Origin of the sequence: Bradyrhizobium sp. CB2312 (assembly GCF_029714425.1) — a bacterium.
Classification (GTDB): Bacteria; Pseudomonadota; Alphaproteobacteria; order Rhizobiales; family Xanthobacteraceae; genus Bradyrhizobium.
In genome coordinates this window covers 1,413,212-1,428,279 of record NZ_CP121668.1, presented here as the reverse complement: position 1 = coordinate 1,428,279, position 15,068 = coordinate 1,413,212, and the positions used below count along the sequence as shown (strand labels likewise).

Genomic DNA, 15,068 nt, shown 5'->3' with positions numbered 1-15,068 from the left:
GAGAGATCGGTGGGCACGCTTCGCTTTGCCCACCCTACGGCACCGGTGTTGGTGCCTTACGTATTGAACCGGAAATGCATCACGTCGCCGTCGGCGACGACGTATTCCTTGCCTTCGAGGCGAAGCTTGCCGGCATCGCGGGCACCGGCTTCGCCGCCGAGCGCGACGTAGTCGTCATAAGCGATGGTCTCGGCGCGGATGAACCCCTTCTCGAAATCGGTGTGGATCACACCGGCCGCGCCGGGCGCCTTGGTGCCGCGATGAATGGTCCAGGCGCGCGCTTCCTTCGGACCCACCGTGAAATAGGTGATGAGTTGGAGCAGCGAGTAGCCGGCGCGGATCAGGCGATCGAGGCCGGCTTCTTCCAGACCCAGCGTCTCCAGGAAGTCGGCGCGCTCTTCGCGCGAGATGGTGGCGATCTCGGATTCGATCTTGGCAGAGATGACGACGGCGACCGCGCCCTCCTTCGCCGCCTGCTCCTCGACCGCCTTGGAGAAGGCGTTGCCGGTCGCGGCCGAGCCTTCCTCGACGTTGCAGACATAGAGCACGGGCTTGGACGACAACAGGCCGAGCATTGAGAACGCCCGCTCCTCCTCGGCCTTGCGCTCGACGAGGCGCGCGGGCTTGCCGTCGCGCAGCAGCACCAGGGTGCGGTTGACGAGGTCGAGCTGCTCCTTGGCGTCCTTGTCGTTGCCCTTGGCCTTCTTGCTGAGGTTGTCGACGCGCTTCTCGAGGCTGTCGAGGTCGGCGAGCATCAGCTCGGTCTCGATGGTCTCGATGTCGGCGAGCGGAGCGATCTTGCCCTCGACATGGGTGATGTCGGAGTCCTCGAAGCAGCGCACGACATGCGCGATGGCGTCGACCTCGCGGATGTTGGCGAGGAACTGGTTGCCGAGGCCTTCACCCTTGGAGGCGCCGCGGACGAGGCCGGCGATGTCGACGAAGGTCAGCCGGGCCGGGATGATCTGGCCCGACTTGGCGATCGCCGCGAGCTTGTCGAGCCGCGGATCGGGCACGGCGACTTCGCCGACATTCGGCTCGATGGTGCAGAACGGATAGTTCGCAGCCTGCGCCGCGGCCGTCTCGGTCAGCGCGTTGAACAAGGTCGACTTGCCGACATTGGGCAATCCGACGATTCCGCATTTGAATCCCATGGTCGTCCTCTATCCGTATTCGTCATGGCCGGGCTTGACCCGGCCATCCACGCCTTAACGCGCGGAACGAAGATCGTGGATGCCCGGGACATCTAGCGCGAAGACGCGCTTCGCGCTTCTGCCCGGGCATGACGGACAAAACGGCGCCCCTATTCCTTGCCGTTCTCGTCCTTGGTCAAAAATCCCTTCGCCTGCATGGCGAGATGCACCCTGTTGGCGAAGGTCGCGTCCGTGCCCTTGGCGATCAGTGCCGCGTGCTCGGCGACCGCGTCGCAGAGCGTCGTCACCCAGTCGTTGTCGGCCTTGGCGAAGTCCGACAGCACGTGGCCGTGCACCAGTTCCTTGACGCCGGGATGACCGATGCCGAGCCGCACCCGGCGGTAGTCGTTGCCGATATGCGCGGAGATCGAGCGCAGGCCGTTGTGGCCGGCGATGCCGCCGCCGATCTTCACCCGCACCTTGCCCGGCGGCAGTTCGAGTTCGTCGTGGAACACGGTGACGTCGCCCGGCGCGATCTTGAAGAAGCCTGCCGCTTCCTGCACGGCGCGGCCGGAATCGTTCATGTAGGTCGTGGGCTTGAGCAGGATCACGCGCTCAGTGCCGAGCGCACCTTCCGAGGTCTCGCCCTGAAAACGACGGCGCCATGGTGAAAAACCATGACGCCGCGCGATCTCGTCGACGGCCATGAAGCCGATATTGTGCCGGTTACGTGCGTATTTCGCGCCGGGATTGCCGAGCCCAACAAAGAGTCGCATGACGCGGCGCGCCCCTCGCTCGGCGCGCGGTCAGAGACCACGCGCCAGCTTTGAGAGATTACTTCTTCTTGTCGCCGCCGGCGGGAGCCTTGGCAGCCGCCGGAGCAGCAGCACCAGCCGCCGGAGCAGCCGCGCCGGCCGCCGGAGCAGCAGCGCCCGCAGCCGGAGCCGCGCCACCAGCAGCAGCCGCAGCCGCGGCCTTCTGCTCTTCGGCGTAGCCGGACGGCGGCACGATGGTGACGAGGGTCGCGTCCTCGCGGGTCAGCGCCTTGACGCCGGCCGGCAGCTTGACGTCCGACAGATGCAGCGAGTGACCGATTTCGAGCGAGCCGACGTCGGCCTCGATGTACTGCGGAATGCTCTCGACGCCGCATTCGAGCTCGATCGCGTGGGCGACGATGTTGACGGTGCCGCCGCGCTTCACGCCCGGGGAGCCTTCCGCCTTCACCACGTGCAAGGGCACGCTGATGCGGATGGTGGCGCCTTCGCCGAGCCGCATGAAGTCGACATGGATCGGGAAGTCCTTGACCGGATCCAGGTGATAGTCGCGCGGAATCACGCGGTGCTTCTTGCCGTCGAGGTCGATGTCGACCAGCGTGGTCAGGAACCGGCCGGCGAGGATGCGCTGGCGCAGTTCACGATCTGCAATCGAGATCGTCAGCGGGGGCTGGTTGTCACCATAGATCACTCCGGGAACTCGCCCGGCGCGACGCTCAGCCCGGGCGGCCCCCTTGCCGCTCTTCGGACGTGCGGTCGCCTTCAATTCCTTGACGGTCGTCGCCATGTCGTTAAGTCCTTGTTTTTGCAAAAGTTAATGGGCCGCAGCGCGGCCCATGGCATCATCCACAGCAAGCCTCCAGGGGTGCGGGGGCCGCGGACGTGGCGGGCTTTTACCCGGAAGATGTGGAAATGACAAGGAGAATGGGCGGCCGGAAGGTACCGGCCCCTGGTAGCCCGGATGGAGCGGAGCGCAATCCGGGTCAGTTCCAACGCCGAGCGAGATCCCGGATTTCGCGGAGCCTGTCATCGGGCGGTGCTTCGCGCCGACCCGTTGGCTCCATCCGGGCTACGGGAGTCGTCATGACCCGCCCAGCTTGGCCTCCAGCGCCGCGATCCGTGCCTTCAGGGCTTCGTTCTCCTCGCGCGCCAGGCGGGCCATGTCCTTGACCGCCTCGAACTCCTCGCGCTTGACCAGGTCCATGTCGCGCAGGAATTTCTCGGCCTGGGTGCGCATCACCGTATCGAACTCGCGCTTGACGCCCTGGGCGGCACCGGCGGCGTCGTTCATCAGGCGGCCGATCTCGTCGAAAAATCGGTTGCTGGTCTGGGTCATGTCGGTCTCCTGGCGCCGCCGATAAACTTTGCGCGAACTCGCGAGAAGACAATGGCAATCCGCGCCGCACGGTTCAAGAGCGAAGCGGCGGTATCCTTGTCACGCCGCGGTTTACTTGCAATCGTATTCAACGTCCCGCCATAAGAAGCATCAGAAGGCGCACGAGATGATCGACCAGCAGATCGCGATCCCCACCAAGGACGGCCACACCGCAACCTTCATCACCCATCCCGAACGCGCCGGACCGTTTCCGGTCATCCTGTTCTACATGGACGCGCCGGCGATCCGCGAGGAGCTGCGCGACATGGCGCGCCGGCTCGCGACCTCGGGCTATTACGTGATGCTGCCGAACCTCTATTATCGCTCCGGCGTGATGGAGCTCGGCCCGCTGCCGGCCGATCCGAACGCGCCCGAGCGCAAGCGCATGTTCGCCCTGATGGGCTCGCTCACGATTCCCATGATCATGGACGACACCCGCGCCCTGCTCACCTATGCGGAGGGCCAGGCCGCCGCGAACACCAAAATCGTCGGCACCGTCGGCTATTGCATGAGCGGCCGCTACGCGGTCAACGCCGCCACGCACTTCCCCGATCGCGTCAAGGCCGCCGCCTCGATCTACGGCACCCAGCTTGCGACCGACCGGGACGACAGTCCGCATCTTGCGGCAAGCAAGACCAAGGCCGAGCTCTATTTCGCCTGCGCCGAGACCGACATCTACGCGCCCACGGAGATCATCGAGAAAGTCAGGCAGGGCATGAGCGGCGCCAAAGCCGAGGTCGAGATCTATCCCGGCACGCATCACGGCTTTGCCTTTCCCAAGCGCCCGGTCTACGACCGCGACGCCGCCGAGCGGCATTGGGAGCGCCTACTGGCGCTCTATCGCCGCAATCTTGTCTAGACATAGAAGGCCTGATGCCCTTTCTGCTGATCGACTTCCCCGCCTTCAAACCGATCGCGATCGAGATCGGTCCGTTCGCGATCCGCTGGTACGCGCTGGCCTATATCTGCGGCATCGTGTTTGGCTGGCTCTATGCGCGCTCGCTCTTGAAGAACCAGCGGCTGTGGGGCGGACCGGCGCCGATCTCGCTGGCGCAGATCGACGACTTCATCCTGTGGGTCACGCTCGGCATCATCCTCGGCGGCCGCACCGGCTATGTGCTGTTCTACAATCTGCCCTTCTTCATGGAGCACCCCGCCGCGATCATCCGGTTGTGGGAGGGCGGCATGTCGTTCCATGGCGGCTTCCTCGGCTGCGTCGTCGCGGTGATGTGGTTTGCCTACCGCAACGGCATCTCGATCCTCTCGCTCGGCGACATCACCACCGCTGTCGCCCCGGTCGGACTCTTGCTCGGGCGCATCGCCAATTTCATCAACGGCGAATTGTGGGGCCGCGCCACCGATCCCAGCCTGCCCTGGGCGATGATCTTCCCGAACGATCCCACCCAGCTGCCCCGCCATCCGAGCCAGCTCTATGAAGCCGGCATGGAGGGCATCCTGCTGTTCACCGTGCTCGCGATCATGATCCGCTTCGGTGCCTTGAAACGGCCCGGCATGATCCTCGGCGCTTTCATCCTGATCTATGGCCTGACCCGCATCGCCGGCGAGCACTTCCGCGAGCCGGACGTCCAGCTCGGCTTCCTCTGGGGCGGGTTAACCATGGGCATGCTGTTGTCGATCCCGATGCTTATTGTCGGGGGCATACTTATTGTATGGGCAGTGCGGCGCGGTGCGCCGAAGCCGAACAAGGCCGTTCGTTAATTCATTTCGAGAAAGCACGCCGTGACCGACCAGCCGCTACTCAACGAGATCAAGGCGCTGATCAAATCCTCAGGCCCCATGCCGGTCTGGCGGTACATGGAACTGTGCCTGATGCACCCGCGCCACGGCTATTACATCTCGCGCGACCCGCTCGGGCGTGAAGGCGACTTCACCACCTCGCCCGAGGTGAGCCAGATGTTCGGCGAGCTGCTCGGCCTGTGGACAGCCTCGGTGTGGAAGCAGATGGGCTCGCCGGAATTTTTGCGTCTGATCGAGCTCGGCCCCGGCCGCGGCACCATGATGGCGGATGCGCTGCGCGCGCTCCGCGTGCTGCCGCCGCTGTATCAGGCGCTCCATATCCACATGGTCGAGGTCAATCCCGTGCTGCGCGAGCGGCAGAGCGCGACCCTGTCGGGCGTGCGCAACATCGCCTGGCACGACAGCATCGACGACGTGCCCGAAGGCCCCAGCGTCATCCTCGCCAACGAATATTTCGACGTGCTGCCGATCCACCAGATGGTCCGCCACGAGAGCGGCTGGCACGAGCGCGTGATCGAGCTCGACCCCAACGGCAAGCTTCAATTCGGCGCGGCGGCCGAGCCGACGCCGCGTTTCGATGTGCTGCTGCCGCCGCTGGTGCGCGCCGCGCCCATCGGCGCGGTGTTCGAATGGCGGCCGGACGCCGAGATCATGAAGCTCGCCACGCGCGTGCGCGACCAGGACGGCGCGGCGCTGATCATCGACTATGGCCATCTGCGCAGCGATGCCGGCGACACTTTCCAGGCGATCGCGCGCCACACCTTCACTGACCCCTTGAAGGCACCGGGCCAGGCCGACGTCACCGCCCATGTCGATTTCCAGGCGCTGGCGCGTGCAGCAGAAGACGTCGGCGCGCGCGTGCACGGTCCGGTGACGCAAGGCGATTTCCTCAAGCGTGTCGGCATCGACACCCGGGCCGCCGCGTTGATGCAGAAGGCGACGCCGGAAGTGGCCACCGACATTTCCGTGGCGCTGAAGCGCCTGACCGATACCGGGCGCAGCGGCATGGGCTCGATGTTCAAGGTGCTCGGCATCTCCGAGCCGCGGCTGTCGGGCATCGCCGGCCTCAGCGATCTCGAGCACCACGGAGGCAATTGATGACCCTCACTTCGTCGCTGCTGTCGGCGGTGCCCGGCCTGCGCCACGCTTTCTTCACCCGCGAAGGCGGCGTCTCCAGCGGCATCTATTCGGCGTTGAACGGCGGGCTCGGCTCGAACGACGATCAGGCCCTCGTTGCGGAGAACCGCCGCCGCATGGCCGAGCATGTCGGCGTCGCCCCGGAGCGCTTTCTCAGCCTGCACCAGATCCATTCGCCCGACGTGCGCGTTGCGGACGCGCAGTGGCCGAGCGGCCCGCGGCCGAAGGGCGATGCGCTGGTGACGAAGACGCCGGGCATCGCGCTCGGCGTCTCCACCGCCGATTGCGGACCGGTGCTGTTCGTCGATCCCAACGCGGGCGTGATCGGCGGCGCCCATGCCGGCTGGAAGGGCGCCCTCACCGGCGTGCTGGAAGCAACGATCTCGGCGATGGAAAAACTCGGCGCCAGACGCAGCGGCATCATCGCCGCGATCGGCCCATTGATCCGGCAAGAGAGCTATGAGGTCGGCAACGAGTTCGTGGCGCGCTTCATCGAGGCGGATGCGGACAACGCCATGTTCTTCATCCCGTCAATTCGCGACGGACACGCGATGTTCGATCTCGCCGGCTTCATCCGCAAGCGGCTCGAGGCCGCCGGCATCCTGATGATCGACGATCTGGGTCTCGACACCTACGCCGACGAACGCTTCTTCAGCTACCGCCGCTCGGTGCATCGCAAGGAGCCGGATTACGGCCGGCACATCCACGCGATCGCGCTGGAGGGGTGAACACAAGGGCAACCTCGCGTCATTCCGGGGGCGATGCGAAGCATCGAACCCGGAATCTCGAGATTCTCAGGTGCGCAATTGCGCACCATAGTCCGTCCGTCAGACGCCCGGAATGACGGTGGGTAGACGCGACGACAGTGGTCTATGTCGCCTCCGCCCTAGACGTTAATGCGTTTTAACGATATCGCTGCCCTCCATAATGAGGGATGCGTCATTCATCTTGGGCCGCGCGGGTTCGCGCGTGCTGGCGGTCATGCTGCTGGCCGCGGCGACCGCGCTCGGCGGCTGCGCCGGTGGCGGCGGTGCCGCCAACTCCTATGCGATGGCGCCGAGCGCCGGCTCCGGCGCGACGGTCGCCTTCGAATCCATCGACGGGCCGCCGCCGCAGGTGTTCGACCGCATGGTCGGCGTGCTCGACAGCGAATCCAAGCTGCGCAGCCTGTCCGTGGTCTCCCGCGAGGGGACGGCCGCCTACCGCGTGCGCAGCTACCTCTCCGCCCAGGTGGTGCGCGGCAAGACCGTGATCGCCTGGGTCTGGGACGTCTACGACGCCAGTCAGCAGCGGGCGCTGCGCCTCTCCGGCGAGGAACCGACTTCCGCCAAGGGCGGCCGCGATGCGACCCGCGATCCCTGGGCTGCGGCCGACGACCTGGTGCTGCGGAAGATCGCCCAGGCCGGATTCAGCGGACTTTCCAACATGATCAACGGGACGCCGGATGCCCCAGGCACCTCTCCGGCCCTGCGGGGACCAGCGGTGGCGAGCGCGATCAAGGAGGTCCCAGTGCCGGACATGCCGGCCTCGGCACTCGGCTATGCCGCGCAATAACCCCCGCTAAACCACGGGCTCAGTTTGCGGCCAAGCCGTTGGCCCGACTCAGGATTTTCGAAGGGAAAACGTAGCATCCCGGGTTGCCATTGCACGCTTCGGCCTGATATTTGCTCGCTCGTCGTAACCGTGCTCCCAGTGGGTATTCTCTGATGTTGAACGTCGTATCCAGCAAAGCGCGGGAGGAAGCGTCCATGTCGGCCAAGAACGGCTCCATCAAGCTTGTCGCCGGCAACTCCAATCCGGCTCTCGCGCAGGCGATCGCGCAAGGCCTCGACCTGCCGCTGACCAAGGCGGTGGTCCGGCGCTTCGCCGACATGGAGATCTTCGTCGAGATCCAGGAGAACGTCCGCGGCTCGGATGCCTTCATCATCCAGTCGACCTCGTTCCCGGCCAACGACCATCTGATGGAGCTCTTGATCATCACCGATGCGCTACGCCGTTCCTCGGCCCGCCGCATCACCGCGGTGCTGCCCTATTTCGGCTACGCAAGGCAGGATCGTAAGTCCGGTTCGCGCACCCCGATCTCGGCCAAGCTCGTCGCCAATCTGATCACGCAGGCCGGCGTCGACCGCGTCATGACGCTCGACCTCCATGCCGGCCAGATCCAGGGCTTCTTCGACATCCCGACCGACAATCTCTACGCGGCGCCGCTGATGGTGCGCGACATCAAGGAGAAGTTCGACCTCTCCAAGGTGATGGTGATCTCGCCCGACGTCGGCGGCGTGGCCCGCGCGCGCGGCCTTGCCAAGCGCATCAACACCCCGCTCGCCATCGTCGACAAGCGCCGTGAGCGCCCCGGCGAGTCCGAGGTCATGAACGTGATCGGCGACGTCGCCGGCCACACCTGTATCCTGGTCGACGACATCGTCGATTCCGGCGGCACGCTGGTGAACGCGGCCGACGCGCTGATCGCCAAGGGCGCCAAGGACGTCTACGCCTACATCACCCATGGCGTGCTCTCCGGCGGCGCGGCGGCGCGCATCGCCGGCTCCAGGCTGAAGGAGCTCGTGATCACCGACTCGATCCTGCCGACGGAAGCGGTGACCAAGGCGCCGAACATCCGCACGCTGCCGATCGGCAGCCTGATCTCCGACGCTATCGCGCGCACCGCCGCGGAAGAGTCGGTGTCGAGCCTCTTCGACTGATTTGATCTACCACCGTCATTCCGGGCGGCGCGCCAGCGCCGAACCGGAATCTCGAGATTCCGGGTTCTCGCTTCGCGAGCCCCGGAATGACTTCAGTAGCGAGGATGGTGGGCACGCTTGCGCTTTGCCCACCCTACGGCAGCCTGCCTAGCCGACGATCCCCGCCGCGACCTGGCCGCGTAGACGCTCCAGGCCATGCAAGGTCTCTGCACAGGCGGCCGCGACCTCGACGCCCTTGATTGCAAAGTGCCGGCGGAAGAAGTCGTAGTGCACCTCGGTCTCGTGGAATTGCTGCGGCGTCAGCACGGCTGAGAACACCGGCACCTCGGTGCGCAGCTGCACGTCCATCAGCGCCTTGATCACGGTGTCGGCGACGAACTCGTGGCGATAGATGCCGCCGTCGACGACGAGGCCGGCCGCGACGATCGCGGTGTAGCGTCGCGTCTTGGCGAGGATCTGCGCGTGCAGCGGGATCTCGAACGAGCCCGGCACCTCGAACACGTCGACATGGGTGAGGTGGCGCGCCTCGGCCTCCTTCATGAAGGCGATGCGGGCTTCCGCGACTACGTCGCGGTGCCAGCAGGCCTGCACGAAGGCCACCCGCTGCGGCTTGGCAAAGCGCGGATGCTCCGTCACCGGGTCCTGTGGAACCAGCGGTCGGGTGGCTTCGGACGTCTTCGCTTGGGACGTTTCGGTTTGGGGATCTTGCAACATCTGATTCATGGCTTTCCTCAGTTAAGGACCAGAATCAGGGCACACGGAACGACAAACAGCCGCATCTTGCGATGCGTCTGCCACCGACCGTTCTCTTTCATCCGGACTTTAACCGTCGGCTTCGGAGTTGCACCGAATCTGCTGACCCTTCCCTTCGGGATAACCCTCACGGAAGGCGCTCGCGGGCTTGGGCCTTTCGGCCCTTACCGCCGGTGGGGACTTTCACCCCGCCCTGAGAACATCGGCCGCTCGGGATTGAGCGACCTAGAAGGAAATATGACGCCGGTTCGGGGCCGCAGCAAGCGTGTTCCGCATGGAAAATCCGCATGGTCCCATGCCGCGATGGCAGCCCGGACATCGCGCGGCGGAATTAACGATTGGCGCTTTCAGGGAATCCGATTCCGGTTTGTTCTCGTCGTTAACAATTGTGGCCAACAGATGAGCTGTGGACGAAGGAGTCCTGGCTTGTGGACGGACTCGCGACCCCGTTGCGCAGATTCCGCAAATCACATCACTTGATCCGCGACAGGCCGCGCCGATCCGAGGGAGATCGCGAAAGCGACTCCCGGGATCGACGACGTTTAGGGAGCGCGCGCCGGACCCAACCGCGTGCGTATCAAAGACAACAAGAAGGCAAGAGGTCGAGACGGCATGTCCCTGCTCGAAGGCAATATCGATTCCCGAAATCACCCGCTCGCGGTGGTCGAGGATATCGCCGCCAGCAACAACTGGCCGTTCGAACGCTCCGGCGAGGACGAACTCACCATTGTCTCGAAGGGACAATGGACCGACTACCAGATCTCCTTCACCTGGATGGGCGAGATCGAGGCGCTGCATCTGGCGTGCGCGTTCGACATGAAGATTCCGCTTCCGCGCCGGAGCGAGGTGCAGCGGCTCGTCGCCGCGGTCAACGAGCAATTATGGGTCGGCCATTTCGACCTGTGGACCAACACCGGCATGATCATGCATCGCCAGGCGCTGGTGCTGCCGGGCGGCCTCACCGCCTCGACCGCGCAATGCGAGGCCATGCTCGCCGGCGCCATCCACGCCTGCGAGCGCTACTTCCCGGCGTTCCAGTTCGTGGTGTGGGCCGGCAAGACCACCGCGCAGGCCATGGACGCCGCGATGTTCGACACGGTGGGCGAGGCATAGGGCGCCTCACGACGTAGGAGAGCCGACGCTCCCTCCCCACGTCATCCCGGACAAGCGCGCCCAAAGCGCGCGCAGATCCGGGATCCATACCGCGTGATTTCGCTTGTGGCACGCGGCTTGTTGCCAACACCTCCATCCACTAGAACCAGTTGTGGTTATGGGTCCCCGCCTTCGCGGGGACGACGGCGAACGTGTGGCGGCAGCGATGGCAAACAGCACTCTTCAAAACATCACCGGCACCATCCTCCTCGCCGGCGCCGGCAAGATGGGCGGCGCGATGCTGACCGGATGGCTGGCCGGCGGGCTCGACCCGCGCCGCGTCGCGGTGGTCGATCCGTTCATCTCGCCCGAGATCACCGCGCTGGCCGCCAAGGGCGTCGCGCTCAATCCCGATGTCACGACGGCAGGCACCGTCGAGACCATGGTCGTCGCGGTGAAGCCGCAGATGTTCCGCGAGGCTGGCGCCAAGCTGAAGGCGTTCGTCTCCGCCAAGACCTCGGTGGTCTCGATCATGGCGGGAACCACGATCGCTTCGCTCGAACAGGTCATCGGCGGCGCCGTGGTCCGCGCCATGCCGAACACGCCGGCCGCGATCGGCCGCGGCATCACCGTGGCGGTCGCGGCGAAGAATGTCAGCGCCGCGCAGCGCGCCGTGGCCGACGCGCTGCTGCGCGCCACCGGCTCGGTCGAATGGGTCGACGACGAAGGGCTGATGGACGCGGTGACCGCGGTGTCCGGCTCGGGCCCGGCCTATGTGTTCCTGCTCGCCGAAGAGCTCGCCCGTGCCGGCGTTGCAGCCGGATTGCCCGAAGCGCTGGCGACCAAGCTCGCGCGCGAGACCGTCGCCGGCTCCGGCGAGTTGCTGCACCAGTCGGAGCTCCCGTCCGCGACGCTGCGCCAGAACGTCACCTCGCCCGGCGGCACCACCGCCGCGGCCCTCGCCGTGCTGATGGGCGAGCCGGGTCTGCGCGAGCTGATGATCCGCGCCATCGCGGCGGCGACGCAACGGTCGAGGGAATTGGCGAAGTAGACGGTGTCGTAGGGTGGGCAAAGGCGCAAAGCGCCGTGCCCACCAAATTTCTCAAATGGCGATGAAGGTCGTGGGCACGCTTCGCTTTGCCCACCCTACGGCATTACGGGACCGTGCCCTGCCGCTACGCCCCCAGCCGCTTGTTGAACATCGCGACATTCACCAGCCCGCGCGCATGGCGGCCCTCGCCGAGCTTGCGCGTTCCCTCGAACGCCTCGACCTCAAAGCGGATGACGCGGCGCTCGACCGCGACCACTTTCGCCGTGGTCCGCACCGTCGCGCCGACGAGCGCTGCTGCGAGATGGCGGATGTCGACCTCGGTGCCGACGGTGACCCAGCCCGGCTGGAGCGCTGCGCGGATCGCATCGCCCGACGTCACCTCCATTTCCAGGATCATCATCGGCGTCGCATAGACCATGGGCATGCCGGGCACGAAATGCCCGACCGTGCGCTCCACCGGCACCACCAGCGTGCGCTCGGCGCTCATGCCGACCTTGATGAAGTCGCGTGCGTCCATGGTGCTTGCTCGTCATTCCGGGGCGCGCGAAGCGCGAACCCGGAATCCAGAAGTTTACGGTGCGAGAGTCCGGGTTCAGCCCTGGCGGGCTGCCCCGGAATGACGCGAACGCGTCACTTCTTCGCCGCCGCCGCGCGCTCCACGAAGGTCTTGCCGCCCTTCATCTTGTGGCGGAGCGGGGCCTCGTTGATCTGGATGACGACGGCATCGGCGTCAACTCCGAGATTCTTCACCAGCGCCTGGGTGATGTCGCGCATCATGCCGGCCTTCTGCTCGTCGGTGCGGCCCTCGGCCATGCTGACGGTGATCTCAGGCATCGTTGTCTCCCTGCTTTCGTCATGGCCAGGCTTGTCCCGGCCATCCACGTTCCCTTCCATCAAACAAGACGTGGATGCCCGGGACAAGCCCGGGCATGACGGCCTGCCGGAATGGCTATCCCCACTTTACGTCATGGCGGCCCAAGACCTCGCGCACTTTTGAAACGAGATCGGCTTCACCGCACGAGAACTGCGCCGGGCGCGTCTCGCGCCATTCCTGGTTGGAGGCGATCGCGGCGGCCGCTTTCGCGCCTTCGATCAGATCCTTGATCTGCAGCTCGCCACGCGCCTTTTCGTCCGAGCCCTGGATGATCACGCAAGGCGAGTTGCGGCGGTCGGCATATTTGAGCTGATTGCCCATGTTCTTGGGATTGCCGAGATAGAGCTCGGCGCGGATGCCGGCGGTGCGCAGGCTCGCGACCATCTTCTGGTAGTCGGCGACGCGGTCGCGATCGAATACGGTGACGACGACGGGGCCGAACTCGGGCCGCGTGTCGAGCTTGCCGAGCAAGGTCAGCGCGGCCTGCAGGCGCGAGACGCCGATCGAGAAGCCGGTCGCCGGCACCGGCTCGCCGCGGAAGCGCGAGACGAGACCATCATAACGCCCGCCGCCGCCGACCGAGCCGAACCGCACGGGGCGGCCCTTCTCGTCCTTGGTCTCCAGCAGCAGTTCGACCTCATAGACGGGGCCGGTGTAATATTCGAGGCCGCGCACGACGGAGGGATCGATCTTGATGCGATCGGCGCCGTACCCCGACGCCGTCACCAGTTTTGCAATCTCTTCCAGCTCGCTGACGCCGGCCTGACCGACTTGGCTCTTGGCGAGGTAGGTTTCCGCTGCGGCAATCGCCTCTTTCCAGTCGTCGCGCGGCTTGGTGATGGCGAGAACGACGTCGGCTTCAGCCTCACTCAGGTTGGCGCCCTTGGTGAAGTCGCCCTTGCCTTCCTCGCCGCCATCCCATCGTCCAGGGCCGAGCAACTTGCGGACTTCGTCGGCGGAGAATTTGTCGAGCTTGTCGATCGCGCGCAGCACGGTCAGCCTGCGGCCAGCGTTCTCGTCGCCGCCGAGCCCGATGGCTTCCAGAACGCCGTCGAGCACTTTGCGGTTGTTCACCTTCACGACATAGGAGCCGCGCGCGATGCCGAGCGCCTCCATCGTATCAGCCGCCATCATGCAGATCTCGGCATCCGCCGCCGGCGTCGCCGAGCCGACGGTATCGGCGTCGAACTGCATGAACTGGCGGAAGCGGCCGGGGCCGGGCTTCTCGTTGCGGAACACGTAGCCGACGCGGTAGCTGCGATAGGGCAGGACCAGACCGTCGGTGCCGTAGCGCTCGCCGACATAGCGCGCGAGCGGCGCGGTCAGATCGTAGCGCAGGCTGATCCACTGCTCGTCGTCATCCTGGAACGAGAACACGCCCTCGTTCGGCCGGTCCTGGTCGGGGAGGAACTTGCCGAGCGCGTCGGTGTATTCCATCGCCGGCGTCTCCACCGGCTCGAAACCGTAGAGCTCGTAGACGGCGCGGATCTTCTCGACCATCTCGCGCGTCGCCCGGATCGCTGAGGGGTCGCGATCCTCGAGCCCGCGCGGCAGGCGCGCCTTCAGTTTCTGGGGTTTTTTGGGTTTCTCGGCCATGCGCGGCGTTTACCAGCCGGGGCCGGTGGCGGCAACCGGGGCCTTTTCCCCTCTCCCCTTGTGGGAGAGGGTGGATCGCCGCGAAGCGGCGAGACGGGTGAGGGGTCTCTATCCCCGAGCACGATCGCGAGAGAGCCCCCGGGGAAACAACCCCTCATCCGGCGCTTCGCGCCACCTTCTCCCACAAGGGGAGAAGGGAAGAAAACCTCTTACGGCTGCTCCATCCGCGCCCTCAGCGCGTCCGCATCCGCCTTCGGCAGCGACTTCAGCGTCGGCTTGATGGTTTCGCCGCCGACGATCTTGCCGTTGCGCATGAACATCCAGTCCGAGATGTCGGCTTCGCTGAACTTGACCGCGTCGCCTGCGTGCTTGCCGGGCAGGTCACGCGGCTCGTTGGCAAAGAAACCGGAATAAGACCCGTTCGGCAGCTTCTTCACCTCGGCGATCCAGATGTGCTCGCCGCCCTTGCGGGTCGAAAAGCGCACTTTTAGGGAATGACCGGTCTCCGACGACTTGGGCGATTCGTAAGAAGCCCAGAAGGTGGGGAGTGTGCCGCGGGCGCGGGCGATCGCGGCGTTCATCTCGGGGTCGGTGGTGCGCACGTCGACGATCGGCGAGCGGTCTTGCGCGACGACTTCCGGCACAGGACCGATGGTCAGAATGCCGAAAACGCTGACGCCGGTGATGGCGGCGAGAACGATCCACTTCAGCGGCTGGGAGAGCTTTGTTGCCATGATCGCGATGTCCAGGATGCTTGTTGTGTCCTGGCTTTGTCGCTCGGCGGCAGCAGCACGTTCAGTGCGCAATAAGCCACAAACCTTGCG

At 65.6% G+C, this 15,068-nt stretch carries 17 protein-coding genes and 1 riboswitch; of the genes, 8 read left to right on the top strand and 9 right to left on the bottom strand.

The window, feature by feature from the left end; translation table 11 throughout:
* Positions 1-56 precede the first annotated feature (56 nt).
* From ychF to QA642_RS06780, 4 genes are all read right to left on the bottom strand, one after another.
* The gene (gene ychF, locus QA642_RS06795) at positions 57-1,154 is read right to left on the bottom strand and encodes a redox-regulated ATPase YchF (RefSeq protein ID WP_283083974.1); all 1,098 of its coding nucleotides are present in this window, start codon (positions 1,152-1,154) and stop codon (positions 57-59) included.
* Between the two features lie 149 nt (positions 1,155-1,303).
* Positions 1,304-1,909 (bottom strand): aminoacyl-tRNA hydrolase, encoded by a 606-nt coding sequence (pth, locus tag QA642_RS06790; protein ID WP_283083973.1) that lies wholly within the window; start codon positions 1,907-1,909, stop codon positions 1,304-1,306.
* A gap of 58 nt (positions 1,910-1,967) precedes the next feature.
* Entirely contained in the window at positions 1,968-2,693 is a 726-nt protein-coding gene (locus QA642_RS06785) for a 50S ribosomal protein L25/general stress protein Ctc (protein WP_027563015.1), read from the bottom strand.
* 294 nt (positions 2,694-2,987) lie between these two features.
* Positions 2,988-3,242: an accessory factor UbiK family protein gene (locus QA642_RS06780; protein ID WP_283083972.1), complete on the bottom strand. Its 255-nt coding sequence runs from the start codon at positions 3,240-3,242 to the stop codon at positions 2,988-2,990.
* Positions 3,243-3,408: 166 nt separating this feature from the next.
* On the opposite strand from QA642_RS06780, the gene QA642_RS06775 reads away from it, so the two are divergent.
* The 6 genes from QA642_RS06775 (at position 3,409) to QA642_RS06750 (ending at position 8,878) form a co-directional block, all read left to right on the top strand.
* Positions 3,409-4,140: a dienelactone hydrolase family protein gene (locus tag QA642_RS06775; protein ID WP_283083971.1), complete on the top strand. Its 732-nt coding sequence runs from the start codon at positions 3,409-3,411 to the stop codon at positions 4,138-4,140.
* A gap of 14 nt (positions 4,141-4,154) precedes the next feature.
* Positions 4,155-5,000, top strand: a complete 846-nt coding sequence (lgt, locus tag QA642_RS06770) for a prolipoprotein diacylglyceryl transferase (RefSeq protein ID WP_283083970.1) — start codon at positions 4,155-4,157, stop codon at positions 4,998-5,000.
* Between the two features lie 21 nt (positions 5,001-5,021).
* Positions 5,022-6,137 (top strand): SAM-dependent methyltransferase, encoded by a 1,116-nt coding sequence (locus QA642_RS06765; RefSeq protein WP_283083969.1) that lies wholly within the window; start codon positions 5,022-5,024, stop codon positions 6,135-6,137.
* Positions 6,137-6,904: a peptidoglycan editing factor PgeF gene (pgeF, locus tag QA642_RS06760; RefSeq protein ID WP_283083968.1), complete on the top strand. Its 768-nt coding sequence runs from the start codon at positions 6,137-6,139 to the stop codon at positions 6,902-6,904. The genes QA642_RS06765 and pgeF overlap by 1 nt, the downstream gene beginning before the upstream one ends.
* Before the next feature lie 199 nt (positions 6,905-7,103).
* Positions 7,104-7,730, top strand: coding sequence for a hypothetical protein (locus QA642_RS06755; protein ID WP_283083967.1), 627 nt, complete (start codon positions 7,104-7,106; stop codon positions 7,728-7,730).
* A 194-nt stretch (positions 7,731-7,924) separates the two neighbouring features.
* Entirely contained in the window at positions 7,925-8,878 is a 954-nt protein-coding gene (locus tag QA642_RS06750; RefSeq protein ID WP_283083966.1) for a ribose-phosphate pyrophosphokinase, read from the top strand.
* Between the two features lie 147 nt (positions 8,879-9,025).
* Here QA642_RS06750 and QA642_RS06745 read toward each other — a convergent pair whose 3' ends face one another.
* Entirely contained in the window at positions 9,026-9,601 is a 576-nt protein-coding gene (locus QA642_RS06745) for a 6,7-dimethyl-8-ribityllumazine synthase (protein WP_283083965.1), read from the bottom strand.
* A gap of 76 nt (positions 9,602-9,677) precedes the next feature.
* Positions 9,678-9,836: riboswitch (FMN riboswitch) on the bottom strand.
* A gap of 407 nt (positions 9,837-10,243) precedes the next feature.
* Here QA642_RS06745 and QA642_RS06740 point away from each other — a divergent pair.
* Together QA642_RS06740 and proC are read left to right on the top strand one after the other, a co-directional pair.
* Positions 10,244-10,744 (top strand): YbjN domain-containing protein, encoded by a 501-nt coding sequence (locus QA642_RS06740; protein ID WP_283083964.1) that lies wholly within the window; start codon positions 10,244-10,246, stop codon positions 10,742-10,744.
* Between the two features lie 205 nt (positions 10,745-10,949).
* Positions 10,950-11,774: a pyrroline-5-carboxylate reductase gene (gene proC, locus QA642_RS06735; RefSeq protein WP_283083963.1), complete on the top strand. Its 825-nt coding sequence runs from the start codon at positions 10,950-10,952 to the stop codon at positions 11,772-11,774.
* A 124-nt stretch (positions 11,775-11,898) separates the two neighbouring features.
* Here the strand turns inward: proC and QA642_RS06730 are convergent, their stop codons facing one another.
* From QA642_RS06730 to QA642_RS06715, 4 genes are all read right to left on the bottom strand, one after another.
* On the bottom strand, positions 11,899-12,291 hold the full coding sequence (locus QA642_RS06730; RefSeq protein WP_283083962.1) for a hotdog domain-containing protein: 393 nt from the start codon (positions 12,289-12,291) through the stop codon (positions 11,899-11,901).
* Positions 12,292-12,404: 113 nt separating this feature from the next.
* The gene (locus tag QA642_RS06725) at positions 12,405-12,608 is read right to left on the bottom strand and encodes a tautomerase family protein (protein ID WP_008144861.1); all 204 of its coding nucleotides are present in this window, start codon (positions 12,606-12,608) and stop codon (positions 12,405-12,407) included.
* Between the two features lie 115 nt (positions 12,609-12,723).
* Entirely contained in the window at positions 12,724-14,244 is a 1,521-nt protein-coding gene (gene hisS, locus QA642_RS06720) for a histidine--tRNA ligase (protein ID WP_283083961.1), read from the bottom strand.
* Between the two features lie 209 nt (positions 14,245-14,453).
* The gene (locus QA642_RS06715; protein ID WP_283083960.1) at positions 14,454-14,978 is read right to left on the bottom strand and encodes a DUF2314 domain-containing protein; all 525 of its coding nucleotides are present in this window, start codon (positions 14,976-14,978) and stop codon (positions 14,454-14,456) included.
* Positions 14,979-15,068: the final 90 nt, after the last annotated feature.

Excerpts from the sequence above, each read along its gene's own strand:
- ychF (WP_283083974.1), bottom strand. The coding sequence starts at position 1,154 with ATGGGATTCAAATGCGGAATCGTCGGATTGCCCAATGTCGGCAAGTCG.
- pth (WP_283083973.1), bottom strand. The coding sequence starts at position 1,909 with ATGCGACTCTTTGTTGGGCTCGGCAATCCCGGCGCGAAATACGCACGT.
- QA642_RS06785 (WP_027563015.1), bottom strand. The coding sequence starts at position 2,693 with ATGGCGACGACCGTCAAGGAATTGAAGGCGACCGCACGTCCGAAGAGC.
- QA642_RS06780 (WP_283083972.1), bottom strand. The coding sequence starts at position 3,242 with ATGACCCAGACCAGCAACCGATTTTTCGACGAGATCGGCCGCCTGATG.
- QA642_RS06775 (WP_283083971.1), top strand. The coding sequence starts at position 3,409 with ATGATCGACCAGCAGATCGCGATCCCCACCAAGGACGGCCACACCGCA.
- lgt (WP_283083970.1), top strand. The coding sequence starts at position 4,155 with ATGCCCTTTCTGCTGATCGACTTCCCCGCCTTCAAACCGATCGCGATC.
- pgeF (WP_283083968.1), top strand. The coding sequence starts at position 6,137 with ATGACCCTCACTTCGTCGCTGCTGTCGGCGGTGCCCGGCCTGCGCCAC.
- QA642_RS06755 (WP_283083967.1), top strand. The coding sequence starts at position 7,104 with ATGAGGGATGCGTCATTCATCTTGGGCCGCGCGGGTTCGCGCGTGCTG.
- QA642_RS06750 (WP_283083966.1), top strand. The coding sequence starts at position 7,925 with ATGTCGGCCAAGAACGGCTCCATCAAGCTTGTCGCCGGCAACTCCAAT.
- QA642_RS06745 (WP_283083965.1), bottom strand. The coding sequence starts at position 9,601 with ATGAATCAGATGTTGCAAGATCCCCAAACCGAAACGTCCCAAGCGAAG.
- QA642_RS06740 (WP_283083964.1), top strand. The coding sequence starts at position 10,244 with ATGTCCCTGCTCGAAGGCAATATCGATTCCCGAAATCACCCGCTCGCG.
- proC (WP_283083963.1), top strand. The coding sequence starts at position 10,950 with ATGGCAAACAGCACTCTTCAAAACATCACCGGCACCATCCTCCTCGCC.
- QA642_RS06730 (WP_283083962.1), bottom strand. The coding sequence starts at position 12,291 with ATGGACGCACGCGACTTCATCAAGGTCGGCATGAGCGCCGAGCGCACG.
- QA642_RS06725 (WP_008144861.1), bottom strand. The coding sequence starts at position 12,608 with ATGCCTGAGATCACCGTCAGCATGGCCGAGGGCCGCACCGACGAGCAG.
- hisS (WP_283083961.1), bottom strand. The coding sequence starts at position 14,244 with ATGGCCGAGAAACCCAAAAAACCCCAGAAACTGAAGGCGCGCCTGCCG.
- QA642_RS06715 (WP_283083960.1), bottom strand. The coding sequence starts at position 14,978 with ATGGCAACAAAGCTCTCCCAGCCGCTGAAGTGGATCGTTCTCGCCGCC.